The sequence below is a fragment of the Streptomyces sp. NPDC001410 genome, assembly GCF_042895235.1.
Taxonomy (GTDB): domain Bacteria; phylum Actinomycetota; class Actinomycetes; order Streptomycetales; family Streptomycetaceae; genus Streptomyces.
Genome location: NZ_JBIAWE010000006.1, coordinates 363313 through 383604 on the forward strand (window position 1 = coordinate 363313; position 20292 = coordinate 383604).

At 69.3% G+C, this 20292-nt stretch carries 14 protein-coding genes and 1 pseudogene; 11 read left to right on the forward strand and 4 right to left on the reverse strand.

Going from position 1 to position 20292, the window contains the following annotated elements; translation table 11 throughout:
* Positions 1-19 precede the first annotated feature (19 nt).
* The 9 genes from ACFY3C_RS15595 to ACFY3C_RS15635 all read left to right on the forward strand — a co-directional run bounded on the left by ACFY3C_RS15595 (position 20) and on the right by ACFY3C_RS15635 (position 12844).
* Positions 20-1357: an ABC transporter substrate-binding protein gene (locus ACFY3C_RS15595; protein WP_390771076.1), complete on the forward strand. Its 1338-nt coding sequence runs from the start codon at positions 20-22 to the stop codon at positions 1355-1357.
* 96 nt (positions 1358-1453) lie between these two features.
* Positions 1454-2242 carry a rhamnogalacturonan acetylesterase gene (locus tag ACFY3C_RS15600; protein ID WP_390771077.1) on the forward strand — a complete coding sequence of 263 codons (789 nt, stop codon included), beginning with the start codon at positions 1454-1456 and terminating at the stop codon, positions 2240-2242.
* Positions 2243-2289: 47 nt separating this feature from the next.
* Positions 2290-3576, forward strand: coding sequence for a polysaccharide lyase family 1 protein (locus ACFY3C_RS15605; protein WP_390771078.1), 1287 nt, complete (start codon positions 2290-2292; stop codon positions 3574-3576).
* 82 nt (positions 3577-3658) lie between these two features.
* On the forward strand, positions 3659-4780 hold the full coding sequence (locus ACFY3C_RS15610; protein ID WP_390771079.1) for a pectinesterase family protein: 1122 nt from the start codon (positions 3659-3661) through the stop codon (positions 4778-4780).
* 5 nt (positions 4781-4785) lie between these two features.
* Complete coding sequence (locus tag ACFY3C_RS15615) at positions 4786-5823, forward strand: pectinesterase family protein (RefSeq protein ID WP_390771151.1); 1038 nt, start codon at positions 4786-4788, stop codon at positions 5821-5823.
* 23 nt (positions 5824-5846) lie between these two features.
* Positions 5847-6950 carry a chondroitinase-B domain-containing protein gene (locus ACFY3C_RS15620; RefSeq protein ID WP_390771080.1) on the forward strand — a complete coding sequence of 368 codons (1104 nt, stop codon included), beginning with the start codon at positions 5847-5849 and terminating at the stop codon, positions 6948-6950.
* 103 nt (positions 6951-7053) lie between these two features.
* Positions 7054-7449: a hypothetical protein gene (locus tag ACFY3C_RS15625; protein ID WP_390771081.1), complete on the forward strand. Its 396-nt coding sequence runs from the start codon at positions 7054-7056 to the stop codon at positions 7447-7449.
* The gene (locus ACFY3C_RS15630) at positions 7446-11960 is read left to right on the forward strand and encodes a hypothetical protein (RefSeq protein ID WP_390771082.1); all 4515 of its coding nucleotides are present in this window, start codon (positions 7446-7448) and stop codon (positions 11958-11960) included. Before ACFY3C_RS15625 ends, ACFY3C_RS15630 begins: the two co-directional genes overlap by 4 nt.
* An 86-nt stretch (positions 11961-12046) precedes the next feature.
* Positions 12047-12844, forward strand: a complete 798-nt coding sequence (locus ACFY3C_RS15635) for an HAD family acid phosphatase (protein ID WP_386573986.1) — start codon at positions 12047-12049, stop codon at positions 12842-12844.
* A gap of 9 nt (positions 12845-12853) precedes the next feature.
* Here the strand turns inward: ACFY3C_RS15635 and ACFY3C_RS15640 are convergent.
* Positions 12854-13897 (reverse strand): annotated as a pseudogene (locus ACFY3C_RS15640) (glycoside hydrolase family 43 protein); the annotation flags it as partial.
* Positions 13898-14098: 201 nt separating this feature from the next.
* On the opposite strand from ACFY3C_RS15640, the gene ACFY3C_RS15645 reads away from it, so the two are divergent.
* Positions 14099-15253, forward strand: a complete 1155-nt coding sequence (locus ACFY3C_RS15645; protein WP_390771083.1) for a right-handed parallel beta-helix repeat-containing protein — start codon at positions 14099-14101, stop codon at positions 15251-15253.
* Between the two features lie 73 nt (positions 15254-15326).
* Here ACFY3C_RS15645 and ACFY3C_RS15650 read toward each other — a convergent pair whose 3' ends face one another.
* The 3 genes from ACFY3C_RS15650 to ACFY3C_RS15660 all read right to left on the reverse strand — a co-directional run bounded on the left by ACFY3C_RS15650 (position 15327) and on the right by ACFY3C_RS15660 (position 18529).
* Positions 15327-17009 (reverse strand): rhamnogalacturonan lyase B N-terminal domain-containing protein, encoded by a 1683-nt coding sequence (locus tag ACFY3C_RS15650; RefSeq protein ID WP_390771084.1) that lies wholly within the window; start codon positions 17007-17009, stop codon positions 15327-15329.
* Between the two features lie 111 nt (positions 17010-17120).
* A complete protein-coding gene (locus ACFY3C_RS15655) occupies positions 17121-17966 on the reverse strand; it encodes a hypothetical protein (protein WP_390771085.1) in 846 nt (281 codons plus the stop codon).
* On the reverse strand, positions 17963-18529 hold the full coding sequence (locus tag ACFY3C_RS15660; RefSeq protein WP_386573982.1) for a SigE family RNA polymerase sigma factor: 567 nt from the start codon (positions 18527-18529) through the stop codon (positions 17963-17965). Before ACFY3C_RS15660 ends, ACFY3C_RS15655 begins: the two co-directional genes overlap by 4 nt.
* 245 nt (positions 18530-18774) lie before the next feature.
* On the opposite strand from ACFY3C_RS15660, the gene ACFY3C_RS15665 reads away from it, so the two are divergent.
* Positions 18775-20226, forward strand: coding sequence for an NCS2 family permease (locus tag ACFY3C_RS15665; protein ID WP_390771086.1), 1452 nt, complete (start codon positions 18775-18777; stop codon positions 20224-20226).
* Positions 20227-20292: the final 66 nt, after the last annotated feature.

Below are 20292 nucleotides of genomic sequence, written 5' to 3' on the forward strand. Positions count from 1 at the left end.
CAGCAGAAGAGAGCCGACGATGAAGAGCAGCATCCACAGAAGCAGGCGCGCCGCCACGGCCGTCGCCCTGGGCTCCGTGCTCGCGCTGACCGCCACCGCCTGCGGCGACGACGGCAGCGGCGGCGCGGGGGACAAGGGGGGCGAGGGCTCCGGCAAGGGCACGATCACCTTCTGGGACAACAACGGCGGCGTGCGCACCGACATCTGGAAGCAGATCATCGCCGACTTCGAGAAGAAGTACCCGGACATCGAGGTCAAGTACGTCGGCATCCCGGCGGCGAGCGCCCAGTCCAAGTACGACACCGCCATCCAGGGCGGGGGCCTGCCGGACGTCGGCGGGGTGGGCACCGCGATGCTCGCCGAGGTCGCGGTCCAGGGGGCGCTGGAACCGCTGGACGGCCGGCTCTCGAAGAGCCCGCTGAACGGCAAGTTGAGCCAGAACCTGATCGACGTCAGCAAGGCGGCGGGCGGCGGGGACACGCTGTACCAGGTGCCGACCTCCGCCAACAACGGCACGCTGTGGTACCGGACGGACCTGTTCAAGAAGGCCGGTCTGGACGCGCCGACCACCTGGTCGAAGTTCTACGCGGCCGCCGGCAAGCTCACGGACAAGGGCAGGAACGAGTTCGGCTTCACCATCCGCGGCGGCGAGGGCGCCATCGCGCCGGCCCTCGACGCGGTCTACGGCCAGACCGGCATCACCTCGTTCTGGAACGGCGACAAGACCACGGTCAACGACCCCAAGAACGTCGTCGCGCTGGAGAAGTACGTCGCGCTGTACAAGAAGGACACCCCGTCCGCCGACGTCAACAACGACTTCACGAAGATGGTCGCGCAGTGGGACAGCGGCACGATCGGCATGCTGAGCCACAACCTGGGGTCGTACCAGGACCATCTGAAGGCGCTCGGCAAGGACAAGTTCCGGGGCGTTCCGAACCCCACGCTGGACGACGGCACCCGGGTGCAGGTGTCCAACCCGGTGGACGGACTGAGCCTGTTCAAGTCGAGCAAGAACAAGGCGGCCGCCTGGAAGTTCATCGAGTTCGCCGTGTCCGCCGCGGAGAACTCCAAGTTCAACGAGTCGGCGGGGCAGGTGCCGGCGAACACGGACGCCGCGAAGGACGCGTGGATCCAGCAGGCCGAGCCCACGAAGCTGGCGGCGGAGGCGTTGAACGGGAGCGGCACCAGGATTGTGCAGCTGCCGTACTACCTGCCCGACTGGAACACCATCTCCAAGGCCGACAACGAGCCGAACTTCCAGAAGCTGCTGCTCGGGAAGATGAGTGCGAAGGAGTTTCTGGACACGTTGGCCGATCAGCTCAACAAGGCTCAGGCGGACTGGAAGAAGAACCACTGAGAGTTCGGACGGTTCGGTTTCGTGGGGGGCTGCCGGCCGGTGGGGGCCGGTCGCGCAGTTCCCCGCGCCCCTGACGATCCTGAAAGGAGCTTCTTCGTGGCCCTTACCCGCAGACAGGTGACTTCCGCCGCTCTCGCGGCAGCTCCACTCGCCGTACGATCCCCGAAAAGGAACCGGACTCTCTACATCGCCGGTGACTCCACCGCCGCCCAGAAATACGCCGACGCCGCTCCCGAGACCGGGTGGGGAATGGCGCTCCCCTTCTTTCTCCGGAAGAAGTGGGAGGTCGCCAACCATGCCGTGAACGGGCGGAGTTCGAAGAGCTTCGTGGATGAGGGGCGGCTCGACGCCATCCTGTCCGTGATCCGGTCCGGGGACCTCCTGATCGTCCAGTTCGCGCACAACGACGAGAAGGCCACCGACCCGGCCCGGTACACCGAGCCCTGGACGACGTACCAGGAGTATCTGCGGCTGTACATCGACGGTGCCCGGTCCCGTGGCGCCCGGCCCGTGCTCGCCACCCCGGTCGAGCGCCGCAGGTTCGACGCCGAGGGCGACGCCGTGCCGACCCACGGCGACTACCCGGCTGCCATGCGCGCGCTCGCCGAAGCGGAGCGTGTCGCGCTGCTCGACATCGAGGCGCTGTCGCTCGCGCTGTGGCAGCAGCTGGGTGTCGAGGAGACGAAGAAGTACTTCAACTGGACGGACACCGAGCAGGACAACACGCACTTCAATCCGCCGGGCGCCATCGCCGTGGCCCGGCTCGTGGCGCAGGAGCAGCTGCGCACCCGGGTGCTCGCCCGGCACGACGTGGTCCGATTGCACGAGGACATCCCCACGTCCTGGATCACCTGGCCGCCCGCGTCACCGTCGTCACCTTCGTGAAAGAGGAGACCCGCACCGTGCGTACACAGAAATGTCATGGACGTGTCATGGTTGCGGTCGTGGGCTGCACGGCCCTTGTGCTCGCCGTCACCGGCACCGCATCAGCGCAGGCCGCCCACCGGGCCGGACTCGACCGGCAGGTGCTGCCCGCCGACGACGGCTGGGCCGCCCACGGCACCGGGACGACCGGCGGTGCCGCCGCCGACGCCGCGCACGTCTACGCCGTCACCACCTGGGAGCAGTTCAAGGCCGCCCTCGCGGACGGCGGCAGCGCCCCGAAGATCATCCGAGTGAAGGGCACGATCGACGCGGACGGCCCGAGCTGCGCCTCGTTCGCCGTGCCCGGGTACGACTTCGACACCTACCTGAAGGCCTACGACCCGGCGGTGTGGGGTCGCGCCAAGACCCTCGACAACGAGCCCGACGACAGCCCCGAGGGCCTGCGCCGAGCCTCCGCCGCCCGGCAGGACGCCTCCATCAAGGCGAACATCCCCGCCGACACCACCATCGTCGGTGTCGGCAAGGACGCCGGCTTCAAGGGCGCCAGCCTCCAGATCAAGGGCGTCGACAACGTCATCGTCCGCAACCTGAGCTTCGAGAGCCCCCTGGACTGCTTCCCGCAGTGGGACCCGACCGACACCGCCGACGGCAACTGGAACTCCGAGTACGACAGCGCGGTGATCTACGGATCCACGCACGTCTGGATGGACCACGACACCTTCACCGACGGGGACCACCCGGACAGCACGCTGCCGTCCTACTTCGGCCGGATCTACGAGCAGCACGACGGCGAGCTGGACATCGTCAAGGGCGCCGACTACGTCACCGCCTCCTGGAACGTCTTCGAGGACCACGACAAGACGATCCTCATCGGCAACAGCGACAGCGCCGCCACGGCCGCGGTCGACCGCGGGCACCTGAAGGTCACCTTCCACCACAACCTGTTCTCGAACCTGGTCGAGCGCGCACCCCGCGTCCGCTTCGGACAGGTGGACTCCTACAACAACCACTTCGTCGCCGGCGACGGCTACTCCTACAGCTACGGCATCGGCGTGGAGTCCCAACTCGACGCCGAGCACAACGCGTTCACCCTGCCGGCGGGCGCGAAGACCGGTTCGATCCTGAAGAAGTGGAAGGAGTCGCCGCTCACGGCCGACGACAACTACGTCAACGGTGTGCCGACGGATCTGATCGCCGTCCACAACACCGAGATCCCGGGCGAGATCCTGCAGTCCGGGGCCGGCTGGACGCCTACCCTGCGCACCAAGATCGACCCCGCCAAGGCCGTGCCGGGCCTGGTCGACCACTGCGCGGGCGCGGGACGCCTGGGCTGACACCACCGGGGCCGGACGCCCGGCCCCGCCCCCTCTCTCTTTTCTCTCTTTCTCACGAGCCGCACCGCGAAGGAGCACTCCCATGCCCTCGCCCCAACTCCCCCTGTCCAGACGGCGACTCCTGGCCGCGTGCGCCGGGGCCGCCGCCGCGCTCGGCCTCACCGCCGTCCCCGCGCGGGCCGACGAGGGACCGCGCCCGTTCGGCCGTTACGGGTCACCGGCCCGCCGCCTCACCCCGCAGACCCTGTACGTCGACCCGCACGGCAGCGGTGACTTCACCTCCGTGCAGGCCGCGGTGACCGCCGCCACCGGCAGCGGCCGCACGCTGGTCCTCGCACCCGGCACCTACCGGGAGACGGTCGCCGTCGACGTCAGCCGTACGGAGATGACCTGGATCGGCGCCTCCGAGAACCCCCGGGACGTCGTCATCGTCCATGACCACGCGGCCGGCACCCCCAAGCCCGGCGGCGGCACCTACGGCACCACCGGGTCGGCCACCACCACCGTGCAGGCCGACGGCTTCACCGCCCGCTGGATCACCTTCGCCAACGACTGGCTGCGCGCCGACCACCCGGACATCAGCGGCACCCAGGCCGTCGCCATCAAGGTGCAGGGCGACCGCAGCGCCTTCCTGCACTGCCGATTCCTCGGCCACCAGGACACCCTGTACGCCGACTCGATGTCCCTCGGCACCTTCGCCCGCCAGTACTACGCCCACTGCTACGTCGAGGGCGACGTCGACTTCGTCTTCGGGCGGGCCACCGCCGTCTACGAGCACTGCCACTTCCGCACCCTGAACCGCACGGACCTGGCCGGGGCGCCCTACGGCTTCGTCTTCGCGCCCTCCACGGCCGTCGCCAACCCGCGCGGCTACCTGGTCACCCGCAGCCACGTCAGCAGCGAGGCCCCGGACGCCTACTACAAACTGGCCCGCCCCTGGGTGCCCGGATCCGACCCCACCGCCCGCCCCATGCTCACCGTCCGCGACACCTGGCTCGGCCCCGGCATCGACGCGGCCGCGCCCTACACGAACATGTCGGCCACCTACCCGTGGCAGAACCAGCGGTTCGCCGAGTACCGCAACTCGGGGCCGGGCGCCGTGATCACCGTCCCCGCCGACCGGCCCCAACTGACCGACGAACAGGCCGAGTCGGCGACGCGCAAGGCCCACCTCGGGGACTGGACCCCGTGGGAGGGCTGCTGATGCCGTTGCCCCGACGCACGCTGCTTGCAGGTATCGCGGGCGGACTGGTGGCCATGAGCGCATCCCCGGTGTTCGCGTCTGGCCGCCGGATCCTGCACGTCCGGCCCGGCGACTCCGTCCAGGCCGCCGTGGATGCCGCCGACGGCCCCGGCCGGACGATCCTCGTGCACCCGGGGACGTACCGCGAGGTCGTCAACGTACCTGCGGACAAGGCCGAGTTGACGATTCGCGGCATCACGGGCGACCCCCGTGACGTCGTCATCGTCCACGACAACGCCAACGGCACCCCGAAGCCCGACGGCTCGGGCACCTACGGCACCGCCGGGTCCGCCACCTTCAGCTCGGCCGCTCCCGGGCTGACCGTGCGCGACCTGACCCTCGCCAACGACTGGCTGCGCGCCGACCACCCGGACATCACCGGGACCCAGGCGGTAGCCGCCTACGTCACCGGAGACCGCTCGTACTTCGCGAACGTCAGGCTGCTCGCCCACCAGGACACCCTGTTCGCGGACACCACGGCCCTGGACTCCTTCGACCGGCAGTACTACCGGAACTGCCACATCGAGGGGGACGTCGACTTCGTCTTCGGACGGGCGACCGCCGTGTTCGACCGCTGCCGCTTCCACACCCTGCAGCGGGACGTGGACTTCACTCCCAAGGGCATGGTCTTCGCCCCGTCCACCGCCCGCCCCAACCCGCACGGCATCCTCGCCGTCCGCTCCCGGTTCACCTCCGGCGCGGAGAACTCGGCGTACAAGCTGGCCCGGCCGTGGGTGCCGTCGCACGAGACGACCGCCTGGCCCTCACTGGTCGTCCGGGACAGCCTCATCGGACCCGGCATCGACCCGGTCACCCCCTACACCAACATGCGGGACGCCTACCCGTGGCAGTCCATGCGCTTTCGCGAGTACCGCAACTCGGGGCCCGGCGCGGTGATCACCGTCCCCGCCGACCGGCCCCAGCTCACCGACGCCGAGGCCGAGCTGCACACCCCCGCCGCCTACCTCGGCGACTGGCACCCCCACCCCCACCGCTCGCTCTGAGCCGACGAAGGGACCCGCACGTCATGCGTCGCATCAAGAGCACCCTCACCGTCCTCGCCATCGCCGGGCTCGGCCTGGTCGCCACGCCCGCCCACGCCGCGACCGTGGTCGTCAGCAACTCCACCGACCTGACGAACGCCATCAAGAACGCCACCGCCGGCACCGTCATCCAGGTGCGCGGCGGCACCTACTACCCGACCGCGACCCTCCAGTCGACGGCCAACGGCACCTCGTCCTCCCCGATCACCCTCACCGCGTACGGCTCCGAGACCGTGAAGATCGACGGGTCCTCGCTGCCCTCCGGCTCCTGGATCTTCAAGCTGACCGCCGACTACTGGAACGTCTCAGGCATCACCTTCCAGAACTCCCCGGACAGTGCGGTCGTCTGCCAGTCCTGCACCGGCACCAACTGGAACAACGTCAAGACCATCAACGGCGGCGACTCCGGCTTCACCCTCACCGGGGACGGGACCGTGAACAACACGGTCAAGAACCTGGACTCGTACGGCAACTACGACGCCGCCACCCACGGCCAGAACGCCGACGGCGTCGCCATCAAGTTCGGCTCGGGCACCGGCAACCTGGTCACCGGAACGCGCCTCTACAACAACTCGGACGACGGCATCGACCTGTGGTCCTTCTCCTCCCCGGTCACCATCGAGCACACCTGGTCCTTCGGCAACGGCAAGAACCGCTGGGGCGACTCCGCCTTCGAGGGCAACGGCAACGGCTACAAACTGGGCGGCAACGGCGTGACGGTCGCCCACGTCGTCAACAACTCCGCCGCCTGGGACAACGCCGGCAACGGCTTCACCGAGAACTCCAACACCGGCGCGATCGTCATCAACCGCACCACCGCCTACGCCAACGCCAAGTGGGGCTACTACTTCGCCACCAGCTCCGCCCGCCTCGGCAAGAACCTCGCGGTGAGCAACGGCAGCGGTCCGGTCAGCAAGGGCTCCTCGGTGGTCTCCGCCGGCAACAACTGGGACTCCGGCATCTCCACCCCGTCCTTCGTCTCCACGGACGCCTCCACGACGTACAACGCCCGCAAGTCGGACGGCTCCCTGCCGTCGACGACGTTCCTGACGACGGGCTCCACCACCATCGGCGCGACGATGAACTAGAGACCGGAATTACCGGGTCAGGTTCCACCCGGCACCCCTACCCTGTTGTCTGACGGTTCGTTTGGGACTGGATGCAGGATCGGGGGAACCTGTGGACGTACGCGTGGATGTCCGTGTCACGGACGGCGCCGACGGCACTGCCGCCGCCGACGAGACGCGATCACTGCTCGCCTGGCTCGCCGAGGCGGACGAACTGCGCGGCAGAGTCACTCCACAGGAGGGACCACCGGTGCCCGGCACACTGGGCCCGGTCCTGGACGGCCTGGTGGTCGCGCTCGGCTCCGGCGGCGCGGTCACCGGACTCACCACCGCCCTGGTGGCCTGGATCCGCAGCCGGCACAGCAACGTCACCGTCAGGGCGACCCGGCCCGACGGCGCCTCGCTGGAGATCTCCACGAAGCTCGTCGGGCCGATGACCGCCCAGGAACTACGCACCTTCGTGACCGACACCTCCCGGATCCTGGAGAGCGGCCGGGAAGCGGACGGCGGCGCGTTATGACCACCAGGTCCGCCGAGTCGCCGACCCTCCCCACGCCCGGCACCGCGCTGGCGTCCTCCGGCGCCCGGGTGCTGCTCATCGGCACCGGCACCCACCACGGCCCCACGCTGACCTCCGTACCCGCGGTGCCCCGCAGCGTGGAAGCCCTGGCGGCCACCCTGACCGAACGCTGCGGGGTGACCCCCGACCGGCTGCGCACGCTCATCGACCCGGCGGACGCCCGCACCATGGCCCTGGCCGTCGCCGACGCGGCGCAGGAGGCCGAGAGCACCCTGCTCGTGTACTACGTGGGACACGGCCTCATCGGCCCCGGCGACGAGCTGTACCTCGCCGCGAGCGCCACCGACCGGCTGACCCCGGGCCTCGCCGCACACCAGGCCCTGTCGTTCTCGGCGCTGCGCGAGGCGCTCACCCTGTGCCGCGCCGCGTCCGTGATCGTCATCCTGGACTGCTGCTTCTCCGGACGCGCCCGGCTGGGCAACGGCACGCCCCAGCCCGCGGCCTTCAGCCTGCCCGCCGGACACGGGATGTACCTGCTGGGATCCGCCGAGCAGCTGGCGCTGGCTCCCGACGACGCCGAACACACCGCCCTCACCGGCGAGTTGATCACCCTCCTGCGGGACGGCGATCCACGCGCACCGCGCCTGCTCACCCTGGACGACGTCTACGACCACCTGTTCCGCGCGTTACGGGCCCGCGGCGGGCCGCTGCCGCGCCGCCAGGCCGGCGACCGCTCGGGCGGGCTGGTCGTCGCCGTCAACGCGGCCACACCGACGACCGACGAGCCGGACGCCACCGCGGCCGAGGAGCCCGCGCCGGGTCCTTGCCCGTACCCGGGCCTCGACGCGTTCACCGTGGACGACGCCGAGTTCTTCCACGGCCGGGAGAAGCTGGTCGACGAACTGCTCCACGGCTGCCTCCAGGCAGTCCAGCAGGGCCGGCCACTGGCGGTGGTCGGGCCGTCCGGCGCCGGCAAGACCTCCCTGCTGCACGCCGGACTCCTCGCGGCGTTACGGGCCGGAACCCCGCTGCTGCCCGGCTCGGCCGCCTGGCCCGGCCTTGTCCTCACCCCCGGCGAACACCCCCTGCGCAGCCTGACCACCGCCCTGCGGGGTGACACCGTCCTGTCGGCCGAGGACCCGAAAGTCGCCGTCGGCTGGGCCCACGACCTCGTTCCGGACCGGCGGCGCCTCGTGCTGGTGGTGGACCAGCTGGAGGAGCTGTTCACCCTCTGCCGCAGCCGGGCCGAACGCACCGCGTTCCTCGCCGCGTTGACGGCCCTGGCCGAGGCCGGGACGCTCGTCGTCGCCGCCCTGCGCGCCGACTTCTACGGCCACGCCCAGGCCCTGCCCGAGCTGGACGCGGTGCTGCGGTCCAACCAGGTGCTCGTCAGCCCGATGCAGCAGGAGGAGCTGAGAGCCGCGATCGAGCGCCCGGCCGGTGCCGTCGGCCTGGAACTCGACGAGGGCCTCGCCGACCTGCTCATCCACGAACTGGGCGCCGCCCGGCTGACCCGGTCCCAGACCGGCACCCTGCCCCTGCTCTCCCACGCACTCTGGTCCACCTGGCGACACCGGCAGGGCAGACGGCTGACCGTCGCCGGCTACCGCGAGAGCGGAGGCATCGACGAAGCCATCAAACAGACCGCCGACGACACCTACGACCACCTCGACGACGCGGGCCGCGCCGCCGCACGCCGCATGCTGCCCCGCCTGGTGCACATCGACGACGACGCCCCGGACACCAGCCGCCCCGTCGACCGGACCGTCCTGCTGGACGGCCTGCCGGACCCACAGGCCGCCGAGCGGGCCCTGAACCGGCTGGCCGCGGCACGGCTGCTGGTCCTCGACGAACGGACGGTCCGCATCAGCCACAACGCCCTGCTGCACGCCTGGCCCCGGCTGCGGGAGTGGATCGACGCGGACCGGGACTGGCTGCGTGCGCGGCAGCAGGTCGCCGTCGACGCCGCCGTCTGGTGGGAGGCGGACCGGCATCCCTCGCTGCTCTATCGGGGCCCCCGGCTCGCCGCCACCCGTGAACGCCTGAAGGGCGCGGGTCTGACCGTTGCCGCCGAGGGCAAGGGACATGTCGGTGAACTCGAACCACGGCTCGCGGAGTTCCTGAACCAGTCGTGGCGTCAGGAACGGCGCGGGGTACGCATCCGCAGGGCTGTGATCGCCTGTATGTGTGTGCTGACGCTGCTGGCCGGGGCGGGCGGAGGCCTGGCCTGGTGGTCGGGGCAGAAAGAGGCGGCTCAGCGTCGGCAGGCTGTCGCACGGCTGGTCACGGTGGAGGCGGAGAAGTTGCGGGAAAGCCGCCCCGGGCTGGCCAAGCAGCTCAGTTTGGTCGCCAACCGGCTGGATCCGCAGTCCGACACGGCTTCCATGATCGCCGCCATGGAGCTACCGGGCATCTTCATGGCCGACGCCCCCGCCGGTGACATCTCCCTGGACGCCCGGGGCGAGCGGATGGCCGTCTCTACCGGTTCCGATGTCGTCCTGTGGGACACGGAGCAGGGGAAGGACAGGCAGCTGGGGCACCTTGGCCAGATGCGGACGGGTGCGGTTGCGCTCAGCTCCGACGGACGGTTCCTGGCCGCCGTGCGGGCGGGCAGCACGGCGAGTGGCTCGCTGGGGCTGTGGGATGTCACCGCTCCGAAGCACCCGCGCCGCATAACCGTCCCCGGTCAGCAGCAGGTCAAGACTCTGTCGCTGACCATCAGCCCCGACGGCCGCATGCTGGCTCTCGGCCGCCTCGACGGAAGCATTCAGCTGTGGGAGATCGCCAACCGGCCCGCCCCACGTCTGCTGCGCACTCTGAGCGGTCACACCGGAGCTGTCCACTCGGTCGCCTTCGCCCCGTCCGGACGTCTCCTGGCGAGTGCTGGCAGTGACGGCAAGGTACGGCTCTGGGACACGTCCGACCGGCGGCGCGCCTCGGCCCTCGCGGTCCTTCCCGGCCTCAAAATGGGCTCCCAAACCTACGACCTGAACGGAAAGCCGCTGCACCAGGTCGCGTTCAGCCCGGACGGCCGGCTGCTGGCCGGACCGGGCGACGGGAAGCAGATCGGGGTCCGGCTGTGGCGGCTGCGGGACCGCGGGCAGCCGACGTCGGCGGGTACGGCGCAGGAAAAGTTTCTGACCGACTGTTCGACAGACCTGGCCTCCGCCGCGTTCAGTCCGGACGGGAAGCATCTTGCCACCGCCTGTGGAAAAACCACCTTTCTCTGGGACGTCAACTCGCGCCCTCGGTTGCGGAAGTCCACGGGCCTGAAAGGTGCCGCAGACGGCAACGGGATGGCCGGTCCCGCCCTCTTCACACCACGGGGCCACCGGTTGCTGCGGGCCACCGGCCGCGGAGTCCAATTGTGGTACGTCGAGAACACGGGAACGCCCACCGCCGCGGCTAGCTTCGGCCAGACTCCGGCCGGGTTCCAGACGACCACGACGTTCAGCGGCGGCTCCAAGCGGTTGCTGGTCATTCACGGCGCCGACGCCGGTGCCCTGTGGGACCTGAGTGGTTCGGCGACGCTTCACAAGAGTCTGGCCCGGCTGCCGGGCAGTGGCGACATCGGCGCGGAGGGAGCCGCCTTCAGCCCCGACGGGAAGATCCTCGCACTCAGCGAGCTGAGCGGAAACAAGCACGTCGTCCGGCTGCGGGACACCCGACGTTCCGGCGCACCCGTCATCGCCACCATCACGGACATCGCCAACGGCGTCGAGGACATCTCCTTCAGCGCAGATGGACACCTACTGGCCGTGGCCGACGGCAATGACCACATCGACGTCCGCAGCGAGCCACCCTCGGTCAAGGTGTTCGACGTCACCGACGTCTCCCGTCCCCGGCAGACCGCTTCCATGAAGGGTGACGTCTTCTACGTCGCCTTCTCCCCGAAGGGCCGGCTCCTGGTCGCCAACACCGCCGACACGCTGCTCTCCTGGACGGTGGCGGACCCACGGCATCCGGTGCCCCAGCCGACCCGGTGGCTCACCCGGGGCGCCGGTGTGTCTCAGTCTGCCTTCCGTCCTGACGGCAAATGGCTCGCCGTCACCGACACCGGGGACACCACGCGCCTGTGGCCGATCAAGGACAGCCGGATCACGGGCGACTCGCGCTATCCGGTGGTGATGCGCACGATCGGTTCGGGAGGAGGCATCGCCTTCAGCCCTGACGGCCGCACGCTCGCCTGGGGAAGTGCTGGTGACCTGAGCACGACCGATGGGAAGGAGGTGCCTAGCCATATCGAGCTGTGGGACATCAGTCACCCGGAGACTCCGGTCTACAAGGCGGCGTTCGCCTTCGGCGCCGACAACCTCGGGGGCTTCGGCAGCTTGTCGTACAGCCCTAGGGGGAAGCCCCTGCTTGCTGCCGTCGGCGGGAGCGTGAACGTCTGGTCCACCAACCCCAAGGATCTGAGGTACCTCCTCTGCAAGAGCTACGGCGACGTGATCACCGAGGACGAATGGAAGGCATACGTCCCCGGCGAGCCCTACGACCCGCCCTGCCACTGACTCCCCCTGCCTTAAACCAAATTGGTGTGTATCGATCAGGCAACGAATCTCGCATTGGACTGGGTGACGCGCGTAGAAACCTTGTCATGCATAAATCACTGCGGATCGCGGCGATCACTGCCGCCTGCGCGCTCGCCGGTGGCGCCCTGTACGGCGCCGGCGCGGCCACGGCCGGTCAGTCGACGGCGAACTCCACCCACGAGCCCTACAACATCGGGCTCCTGGTCAAGGACATCGACACCTACTACGGCACCACCGCCGACGCCAACGGCGTCTACCAGGCGTCCCCGGACAGCCCGTACGCCCAGGACCTGGCGGAGATCGACGCCAGCGCCAAGCGCTACATCGACAAGGCGGCGCGCAAGGCGCACCGCCACGGCGAGAAGCCGGCCGTCGTCTTCGACATCGACGACACGCTGCTGCTCAGCCTCGACTACGAGAAGCGCTACAACTACACGTACAACTCGACCACCTGGGCCGACTACGTGAACAAGGCCGACCGTCCGGCCGTGTTCGGCAGCCCCGAGCTGGTCCAGTACGCCGAGTCCAAGGGTGTCGAGGTCTTCTACAACTCCGGTCTCAGCGAGGCGCAGCGCACCGCCGCCGTCGAGAACCTGAAGAAGATCGGCGCCGATGTGAACCTCGACGCCGACCACATGTTCCTCAAGGACAAGGCCAACCCGCCGGCCTACCTGGGCGACTGCGCCACGCCGGGCACCTGGACCTGCACGACGGTGCAGTACAAGTCCGGTACCCGCGCGCACATCGAGGACGACCTGGGGTACGAGATCATCGCCAACTTCGGCGACCAGTACTCGGACCTGGACGGCGGCTACGCCGACCGTACCTACAAGCTGCCGAACCCGACCTACTTCGTCTCCTGACGGTCATCCATAGGTCCTGAGCAGCCGCTCGTACTCGGCCCCCGTCACCGGCACAACCGTGCCGTGGCGGGGGCTGGCGGGCAGTGCGTAGTCCGTGGACAGGGTCCACTTGCCCGAGGCGAGGTCGGTGGTCTCGAAGGGTACGTAGCCGCGCAGGCCGTACTCGTCGATGAACAGGTACCACTTCTTCTCGGTGTTGGACCGGAACACGGTCGGCCCCTCGCCCCGCTGGACGGAGCCGCTGCCGATGCAGTCGGAGACGAAGCCGTACGACATGTCGGTCAGGTTCCGCGACTTCTCCGCCGTGATGAACTTCGAGCAGGGCGAGCTGGAGCCGGGGTCCCGCTCGTCCTTGGTGAAGCGGTAGTACGTCCCCTTGTCCTTGATCACCGTCGAGTCGATGACCGAGTAGCCCGGGTCGTCCCAGACCTTCGGCTCGCTGAAGGTGCGGAAGTCCCTGGTCGTGGCGTAGAGCATCCGGTTGTACGTCGAGCCGGTGTGGTCGGGGTCGTCGGCGGCGTACAGCTTCGACGCCCAGAAGACCACGTACTCGTGCAGCCGGTCGTCCCAGTAGGCCTCCGGGGCCCAGGTGTTGCCCGCGTTGTCCGGGGCCACCTTCACCAGCCGCTGGTCGGTCCAGTGCACCAGGTCGGTGGACTCCCAGACCATGACGGACCTGCTGCCGTGCCGCTGGACGTAGTCCCAGCTGCCGCTGCTGTTCTTGTACATCCGCAGGTCGGTGGCGATCAGATAGAACCGGTCGCCCTTGGGGGAGCGGATCACGAACGGATCGCGCAGCCCCTTCTCGCCGATGGTCGACGTCAGCACCGGCTTGCCCGCGTTCAACTCCCGCCAGTTCAGCGGGTCGTTGCCCTGGCTGAGGGCGTACCGGATCTGTTCGCCGTCGGCTGTGCCCTCGCCGGTGAAGTAGGTGAACAGATAGCCCGCGTACTTGGGGTGCCGCGGTTGCGCGGAGCCCGGCGGGGCGGTCAGCAGGGTGAGGAAGAGGGCGGCCAGGAGGGGGACCAGCAGGGTTCTGGTTCTGGGGCGCATGGCAGTCCTGTGTGGGTTTGGGGATTTCTGTTGATCGGTGCGCGCTCTCGGAGTGTGGCCAGTGGGGGACAGTGCGTCAATCGGTGTGCGGGCGAGTGGGGCGGCCGAAAGTTTCGGTTGTTTTCGCGCGGGGCGCGGCAACCTGTTCCGGCCATGGCGGCGACTGGATTGCGTCTCAACTCCCTAGGAAAGGAACGGCCAGTGCGGCAGAGCACCGGACGTCACCGCAGGACGCGCACCCTCTCGATCGCCGCCGCGGTGGCCGTGGCCGCGGGCGCCGGCGGCGTCTACCTCGGCCTGTCGAACGGCGGCGCCCAGGCCGCCACGACCACGGTCACCGTCTCCACCACCGCCCAGCTGGAGTCGGCCGTCAGGAACGCCGCCGCCGGTACCGTCATCCAGGTGCGGGGCGGCACCTACTACCCGACCGCCACCCTCAAGTCCACGGCCAGCGGAACCGGTTCGAACCGCATCACGCTCCAGGCGTACGGCAGCGAGAAGGTGCGGATCGACGGCTCCAAGCTGCCCGCGGGCTCCTGGCTCGCCGGGATCTACGGCAGCTACTGGACCGTGCAGAACCTCACCTTCCAGAAGTCGCCGGCCCAGGGCTTCGTCGTCACCTCCTCGACCGGAGGCGTCTTCAGGAACCTGGTCACCGCGAACAACGGCGACTCCGGGTTCACCCTGCGCGGCGACAACACCGTGAACAACCTCGTCCAGAACCTGGACAGTTACGGCAACTACGACGCCTCGGGGCACGGCCGGAACGCCGACGGCATCGCCGTCAAGTTCGGCTCCGGCACCGGCAACAGGGTCACCGGCGCCCGTCTGTACAACAACTCCGACGACGGCCTCGACCTGTGGCAGTTCTCCTCGCCGGTCACCATCGAGCACAGCTGGGCCTTCGGCAACGGCAAGAACCGGTGGGGCGACTCCGCCTTCGAGGGCAACGGCAACGGGTTCAAGCTGGGCGGGGGAGGTGTCGCGGTCGCCCATGTCGTCAACAACGACGCGGCCTGGGACAACTCTCTCAACGGGTTCACCGAGAACTCCAACACCGGCGCGATCGTGCTGAACCGGAACACCGCGTACGCGAACGCTCAGGCGGGCTTCTTCTTCGAGACCGGGAAGGCGCGGCTGGCGCGGAACCTGGCGGTGGGCAACAAGGGGGGCTTGGCGAAGCCGGGTTCGCGCACCGTCTCCGCTGCCAACAACTGGGACGGCGGGGTGGGTACGCCTGCTTTCAAGTCCACGGACGCCACGACGGCGTACGGCGCCCGCAGGTCGGACGGCTCCCTGCCGACGACGACTTTCCTCACCACGGGCTCTGCCGCGATCGGATCGACGATGAACTAGCCGTACGGCGGGAACGCGAACGCCCCCGCCGGTCGTCACCGGCGGGGGCGTTCCTCTGCCGGCCGAGGGGGGCTCAGGCCAGCAGGTCCACGCAGTCGAACGACGTGCCCGCGCTGAGGTAGGCCGTGCCGCCCGAGCCGCTCACGATGTTGAGCTTCAGGACGTTGTACTGGGAGGTGTCCGTCTTCCACGCACTAGTAGGGACGTTGAATACGAACGTGTGGTTGTTTCCCCGGTACGAACCGGTGGTGAGCGAGCGGGTGTCGGGCTGGGTGGGGGCCGTGGGAATCGGTGAGACCCAGTCGTTGACCGTCACGCGGGGACGGCCGCCCGCGAAGGCGTCGGTCACCCCCACGCGGAGCGTGTGCGCGGCGGCCGCCTGTGCCCTGGTCAGCCTGAAGTAGACCAGGATGCCGTCGTTGACGTCCTTCCACAGGTACGCCGGGAAGGACGCGGCCTCGCTGCCGCTGCCGATCGTGACGTTGCCGGTCCACTTCGCGGCGCGGCCGTCGGACGGGTGCGCGTACGTCATCAGCTTGGCGTTCTTGAACTCGCCGGGCGTGCCGTCCCAGTCGCCGAGCCGCCAGACGGTCGCGGCGGCGGACGGGTCACCGGTGAGGGAGAGGGTGTGCAGGGCCGTCGTACCGCCTGCCGTGACCTTCACCGACTCCGTGTGCACGGCCAGTTCGTTCTTGTGGACGGTGAGGGTGTACGTCCCCGGGAGCATCCCCGGGCAGGAGAAGGCGCCGGTGCCGGCCGCCGCCTTCGCCCAGTACTGGGCGTCCTTGTTGGCGAACCCCACCGTGTAGGCGTACCTGGCGTCCATGCCCTTCAGGCCGACGCCCGCCACCTTGCCGCGGCCCGCCCTGCCGACCCAGCCGGTGATGCCGAGGCCGTCCACCCACGAGGTGTCGAGGTTGTCGTGGAACAGTGACGCGGAGGGCGCGCCGCCATCCGTGAACGCGATGACGTACGGGCCCTGCAGGCCGAACCGCTCCGCCTCCGTCTGGGCTTCGTTGTAGTGCAGGATCTCGTACAGGCCCGCGCCGCCCTCGTTCGAGTGCCGCAGCAGGGAGCGGTAGAAGGGGCCGCCGGAGGCCTTCTCGTGGTTGGAGCGGATCAGCCAGAAGCCGACCGAGCCGGTCGTGAAGCCGACGTGGTCGTAGTCGATGGTCCGCTTGCCCGAGTAGTGCTTGGAGCGGGTGGTGCCGTCCGGACGCTTCCAGACGTCACCGGCCTCGATGATCCTGTCGGTGGTGGAGTCCCAGGCGTCCGAGCCCGTGTTGGGGAACATCCCCGGCTTGAGGCGCACGATGTAGCGGGTCGCCGTGAAGGAGGCGTCCGCCTTGTTCGTCCAGAGGTAGATGTTGTTCTGGCCGCTGCGGGCCGCGTACCACTGGGTGATCGGGCCGTGCACGACCTTGATCAGGATCGTCGGGCCGGTCTGCCTGATCGTGACGGTGGAGGCGCCGAGGCCCGACTCGACGTGCGAGTGCCTGCCGCCGTAGCCCTCGTACTCCTTGCCCTTGTAGACCAGGGACGTGATGTCTCCGGTCGTCCTGGAGACCTTGAAGACGAGGGAGGAGCCGGTGTCGACGACATAGTTCTTGCCGTCGTCCCGGTAGCCGAACGCCGCAGCGGACGCGGACGAGAGGAGGCCGGTGCCGCCCGCGACGGCGGCGCCGGTGGCGGCCACGCCGATCGCGGAGGCGCCGAGCACACGTCTGCGGGTGAGGTGCTTCTTGTGCGTGCTCAAGGGGCGATCCCGTCGTACTTGAATGTTCAACTCGACTGCAGGGCAAGAGGGAGCCGTGCGCTTCCCGGTTGCCGCTGTCGAGCGAAGGGTTGCCGCCCGCTTCAAGATTTTCTACGAGTCGCCCGCGCCGTCCGTGTGCGCCGCGAAGTCGCCGCCCACCGCGCGCTGCGTGCCGTCCGCCGTGGCCTTGACCGTGTAGCTGTCGTCCTTCGCGTCCCGGCCGCCGCGCTCGTGGTTGTACTGCCCGGCGAACACCCACTCGCCCTTGGGGACCGTACGGCCCTCCTTGAGCACCCAGGTGTAGACCAGGAAGCCGTCCTGCTCGCCGACGGTCAGGGTGAAGTCCTGCTCCGGCAGCGAGCGCCAGGCGCCGGCCGAGTCGACCCCGCCGGTCTGCGCGACCTTCAGCTGCACGGTGAGGGAGGTGAGTTGCTCGCTCGTCTTGAGGGTGACGTTGCTCTGCGCCCAGAAGTCGTTGCTGTGCGGGTCCACCGAGCCGTCCGACCACAGCGGGCCGTCCGTCTCGCCGTCGGCCGACGGCACCACGGGGGCCGAGGCGGAGGGCGTCGAGGAGGGGGAACCGCTCGGCTGGTGCGTCTTCGGCGCCCTGCTCGGCGCCGGGTTCACCGGCGGAACCGGGGCCCGGCTCGTCGCGTCCGGCGAGGGCGTGGGCGTCGGTGAGACCGCGACCGTCTGCTGCGGGGGAGCGGTGTTGTCCTTGACCGCGGACGCCACCGCGTACCCGCCGACCGCGAGGACTCCGGCGACCGCCGCGGTGGCGCTGACCACGCGCACCCAGCCGAACACCGGCGGGCGCGTGGCCCGGTGGTCGGGGCGGGTCTGCGCGGCCATGCCCCGCTCGATGCGGGCCAGGATGCGCGCGCGGTCGGGTTCGTGGGCCTCGGCCGCCTCGTGCAGCCGGGCGCGCAGCTCGTCGTGCACGTCCTGCTGCCTCATCGGTTCCTTCCTCCGCTCTCGCCGCCGCGCGCCATCGCCGCGTGCACCCGCTGCGGAACACCCTGGGTGCCGAGCAGGCGCTGCAGTTCGGCCATGCCCTTGGACGTCTGGCTCTTAACCGTACCCACCGACACCCCGAGGGCGAGCGCGGTGTCCTTTTCCGACAGGTCGAACGCGTGCCGAAGTACCACACATGCGCGTTTGCGGAAGGGCAGGCGACGCAGCGCCGACTGCACGTCCACCACGCCCGCGACGTCCGGGTTCTCGGTCTTCTCCTCGCGGTGCGACCAGAACAGCGCGATCCGGCGCCGCTCGCGCACCGCGCTGCGGATCCGGGTGCGGGCCAGGTTGGCGACCACGCCCCGCGCGTACGCCACCGGATGGTCGGCCGCGCGCACCCGGTCCCAGCGGTGCCACAGCGCCAGCAGCGCGTCCGCGGCCAGGTCGTCGGCGGCGTCGGCCTCGCCGGTCAACAGGTGGGCGAGACGGGAGAGTTCGGCGTAGTGCTGTTCGAAGAAGGCATGGAACTCCACGGAGGCGGCGTCGTCGACGACTGAGCCCACGGGTGACCTCTTCTCGGTGCAACTCTGTGAGTGTCATGTGAATGACATGCGAACGTCCGGCGGAGCCCCGGACGGAGATCCGGAAGCGTAGCAGTGACCGCTTTCTGTCAGTTGTCCGGGGGGTCGGACACCGTATGGCACACCGAACCCGATTCCGTAACACGTTGAAAACCTGAAACGGGTTCAACGTGGGAACAATCCAGCCAGCATCCGCACACGCTCATCAGGCAACGAGGAGTACGACCATGTCCGAGACGCAGAAGGTGGACCAGCGGCCGGATGCCGCGCCACCTGCCGGGAACAGCGTCGACCGGTACTTCAGAATCTCCGAGCGGGGATCGACCTTCGGCCGGGAGATACGCGGCGGCTTCGCCACGTTCTTCACCATGGCCTACATCCTTGTCCTGAATCCGATCATCCTGGGCAGCGCCAAGGACAAGTTCGGCCACTCCCTCGACACCGGCCAACTCGTCACCGCCACCGCGCTGGTGGCCTGTGTGATGACGATCATCATGGGCGTCGGCGGCAACCTCCCGCTCGCGATCGCCGCCGGCCTCGGCCTCAACGCCGTCGTCGCCTTCCAACTCGCCCCGCTGATGAGCTGGTCCGACGCGATGGGCCTGGTCGTCCTCGAAGGCCTCGTGATCTGCCTGCTGGTCCTCACCGGGCTCCGGGAAGCGATCATGAACGCGATCCCGCAGCAGCTGAAGCAGGCCATCGGCGTCGGCATCGGCCTGTTCATCGCCTTCATCGGGTTCGTCGACGCCGGGTTCGTCAGCCGCATCCCGGACGTCGCGCACACCACCGTCCCGGTGCAGCTCGGCGCCGTCGGCCGCCTCACCGGCTGGCCCGTCCTCGTCTTCTGTCTCGGCGTCCTGCTGACCATCGCGCTGCTCGCCCGCAAGGTGAAGGGCGCGATCCTCATCAGCATCGTGACGATGACCGTCGTCGCGATCGTCATCGACGCCGTCGCCGACATCAAGAGCTGGGGCCTGACCACCCCGAAGGTCCCGGACAAGATCGTCGCCGCCCCGGACTTCGGGCTGGTCGGTCACTTCAGCCTGTTCGGCGGCTTCGCCAAGGCCGGCGTCCTCACCGCCGTCCTGCTGGTCTTCACCCTCATCCTGTCCGACTTCTTCGACGCCATGGGCACCATCGTCGGCATCAGCGCGGAGGCCGGACTCCTCGACGAGAAGGGCCAGGTGCCCGGCATCGGCCGCGTGCTGTTCATCGACGGCGCCGCCGCCGTCGCCGGCGGTGTCGGCTCCGCCTCCTCCAACACCGCCTACATCGAGTCCGCGGCCGGTGTCGGCGAGGGCGCCCGCACCGGCTTCGCCAACCTGGTCACCGGTGGCCTCTTCGGCCTCGCGCTCTTCCTCACCCCGCTGCTGACGATCGTCCCGCTGCAGGCGGCGGCGCCCGCGCTGATCGCGGTGGGCTTCCTGATGATGACCCACGTCAAGCACATCGACTGGGACAAGTACGAGATCGCCATCCCGGCGTTCCTCACCATCGCCGCGATGCCGTTCACCTACTCGATAACCGACGGCATCGGCGCGGGCTTCCTGTCCTACGTGGTCATCAAGACGGTCCTCGGCAAGGCGAAGGAGGTCAACTGGCTGCTGTGGGCCGTCTCGGTGCTGTTCCTGGTCTACTTCGCGATCGATCCGGTGGAGCAGATCCTGGGCGTGAAGTGAGGGACGCTGCGCGATCGGCTGCGGGTCGTCCGTGGCTGGTCGCGCCCACACGGCGGAGCCGCATAT

Excerpts from the sequence above, each read along its gene's own strand:
- ACFY3C_RS15630 (WP_390771082.1), top strand. The coding sequence starts at position 7,446 with ATGACCACCAGGTCCGCCGAGTCGCCGACCCTCCCCACGCCCGGCACC.
- ACFY3C_RS15635 (WP_386573986.1), top strand. The coding sequence starts at position 12,047 with ATGCATAAATCACTGCGGATCGCGGCGATCACTGCCGCCTGCGCGCTC.
- ACFY3C_RS15665 (WP_390771086.1), top strand. The coding sequence starts at position 18,775 with ATGTCCGAGACGCAGAAGGTGGACCAGCGGCCGGATGCCGCGCCACCT.
- ACFY3C_RS15595 (WP_390771076.1), top strand. The coding sequence starts at position 20 with ATGAAGAGCAGCATCCACAGAAGCAGGCGCGCCGCCACGGCCGTCGCC.
- ACFY3C_RS15610 (WP_390771079.1), top strand. The coding sequence starts at position 3,659 with ATGCCCTCGCCCCAACTCCCCCTGTCCAGACGGCGACTCCTGGCCGCG.
- ACFY3C_RS15655 (WP_390771085.1), bottom strand. The coding sequence starts at position 17,966 with ATGAGGCAGCAGGACGTGCACGACGAGCTGCGCGCCCGGCTGCACGAG.
- ACFY3C_RS15605 (WP_390771078.1), top strand. The coding sequence starts at position 2,290 with ATGGTTGCGGTCGTGGGCTGCACGGCCCTTGTGCTCGCCGTCACCGGC.
- ACFY3C_RS15620 (WP_390771080.1), top strand. The coding sequence starts at position 5,847 with ATGCGTCGCATCAAGAGCACCCTCACCGTCCTCGCCATCGCCGGGCTC.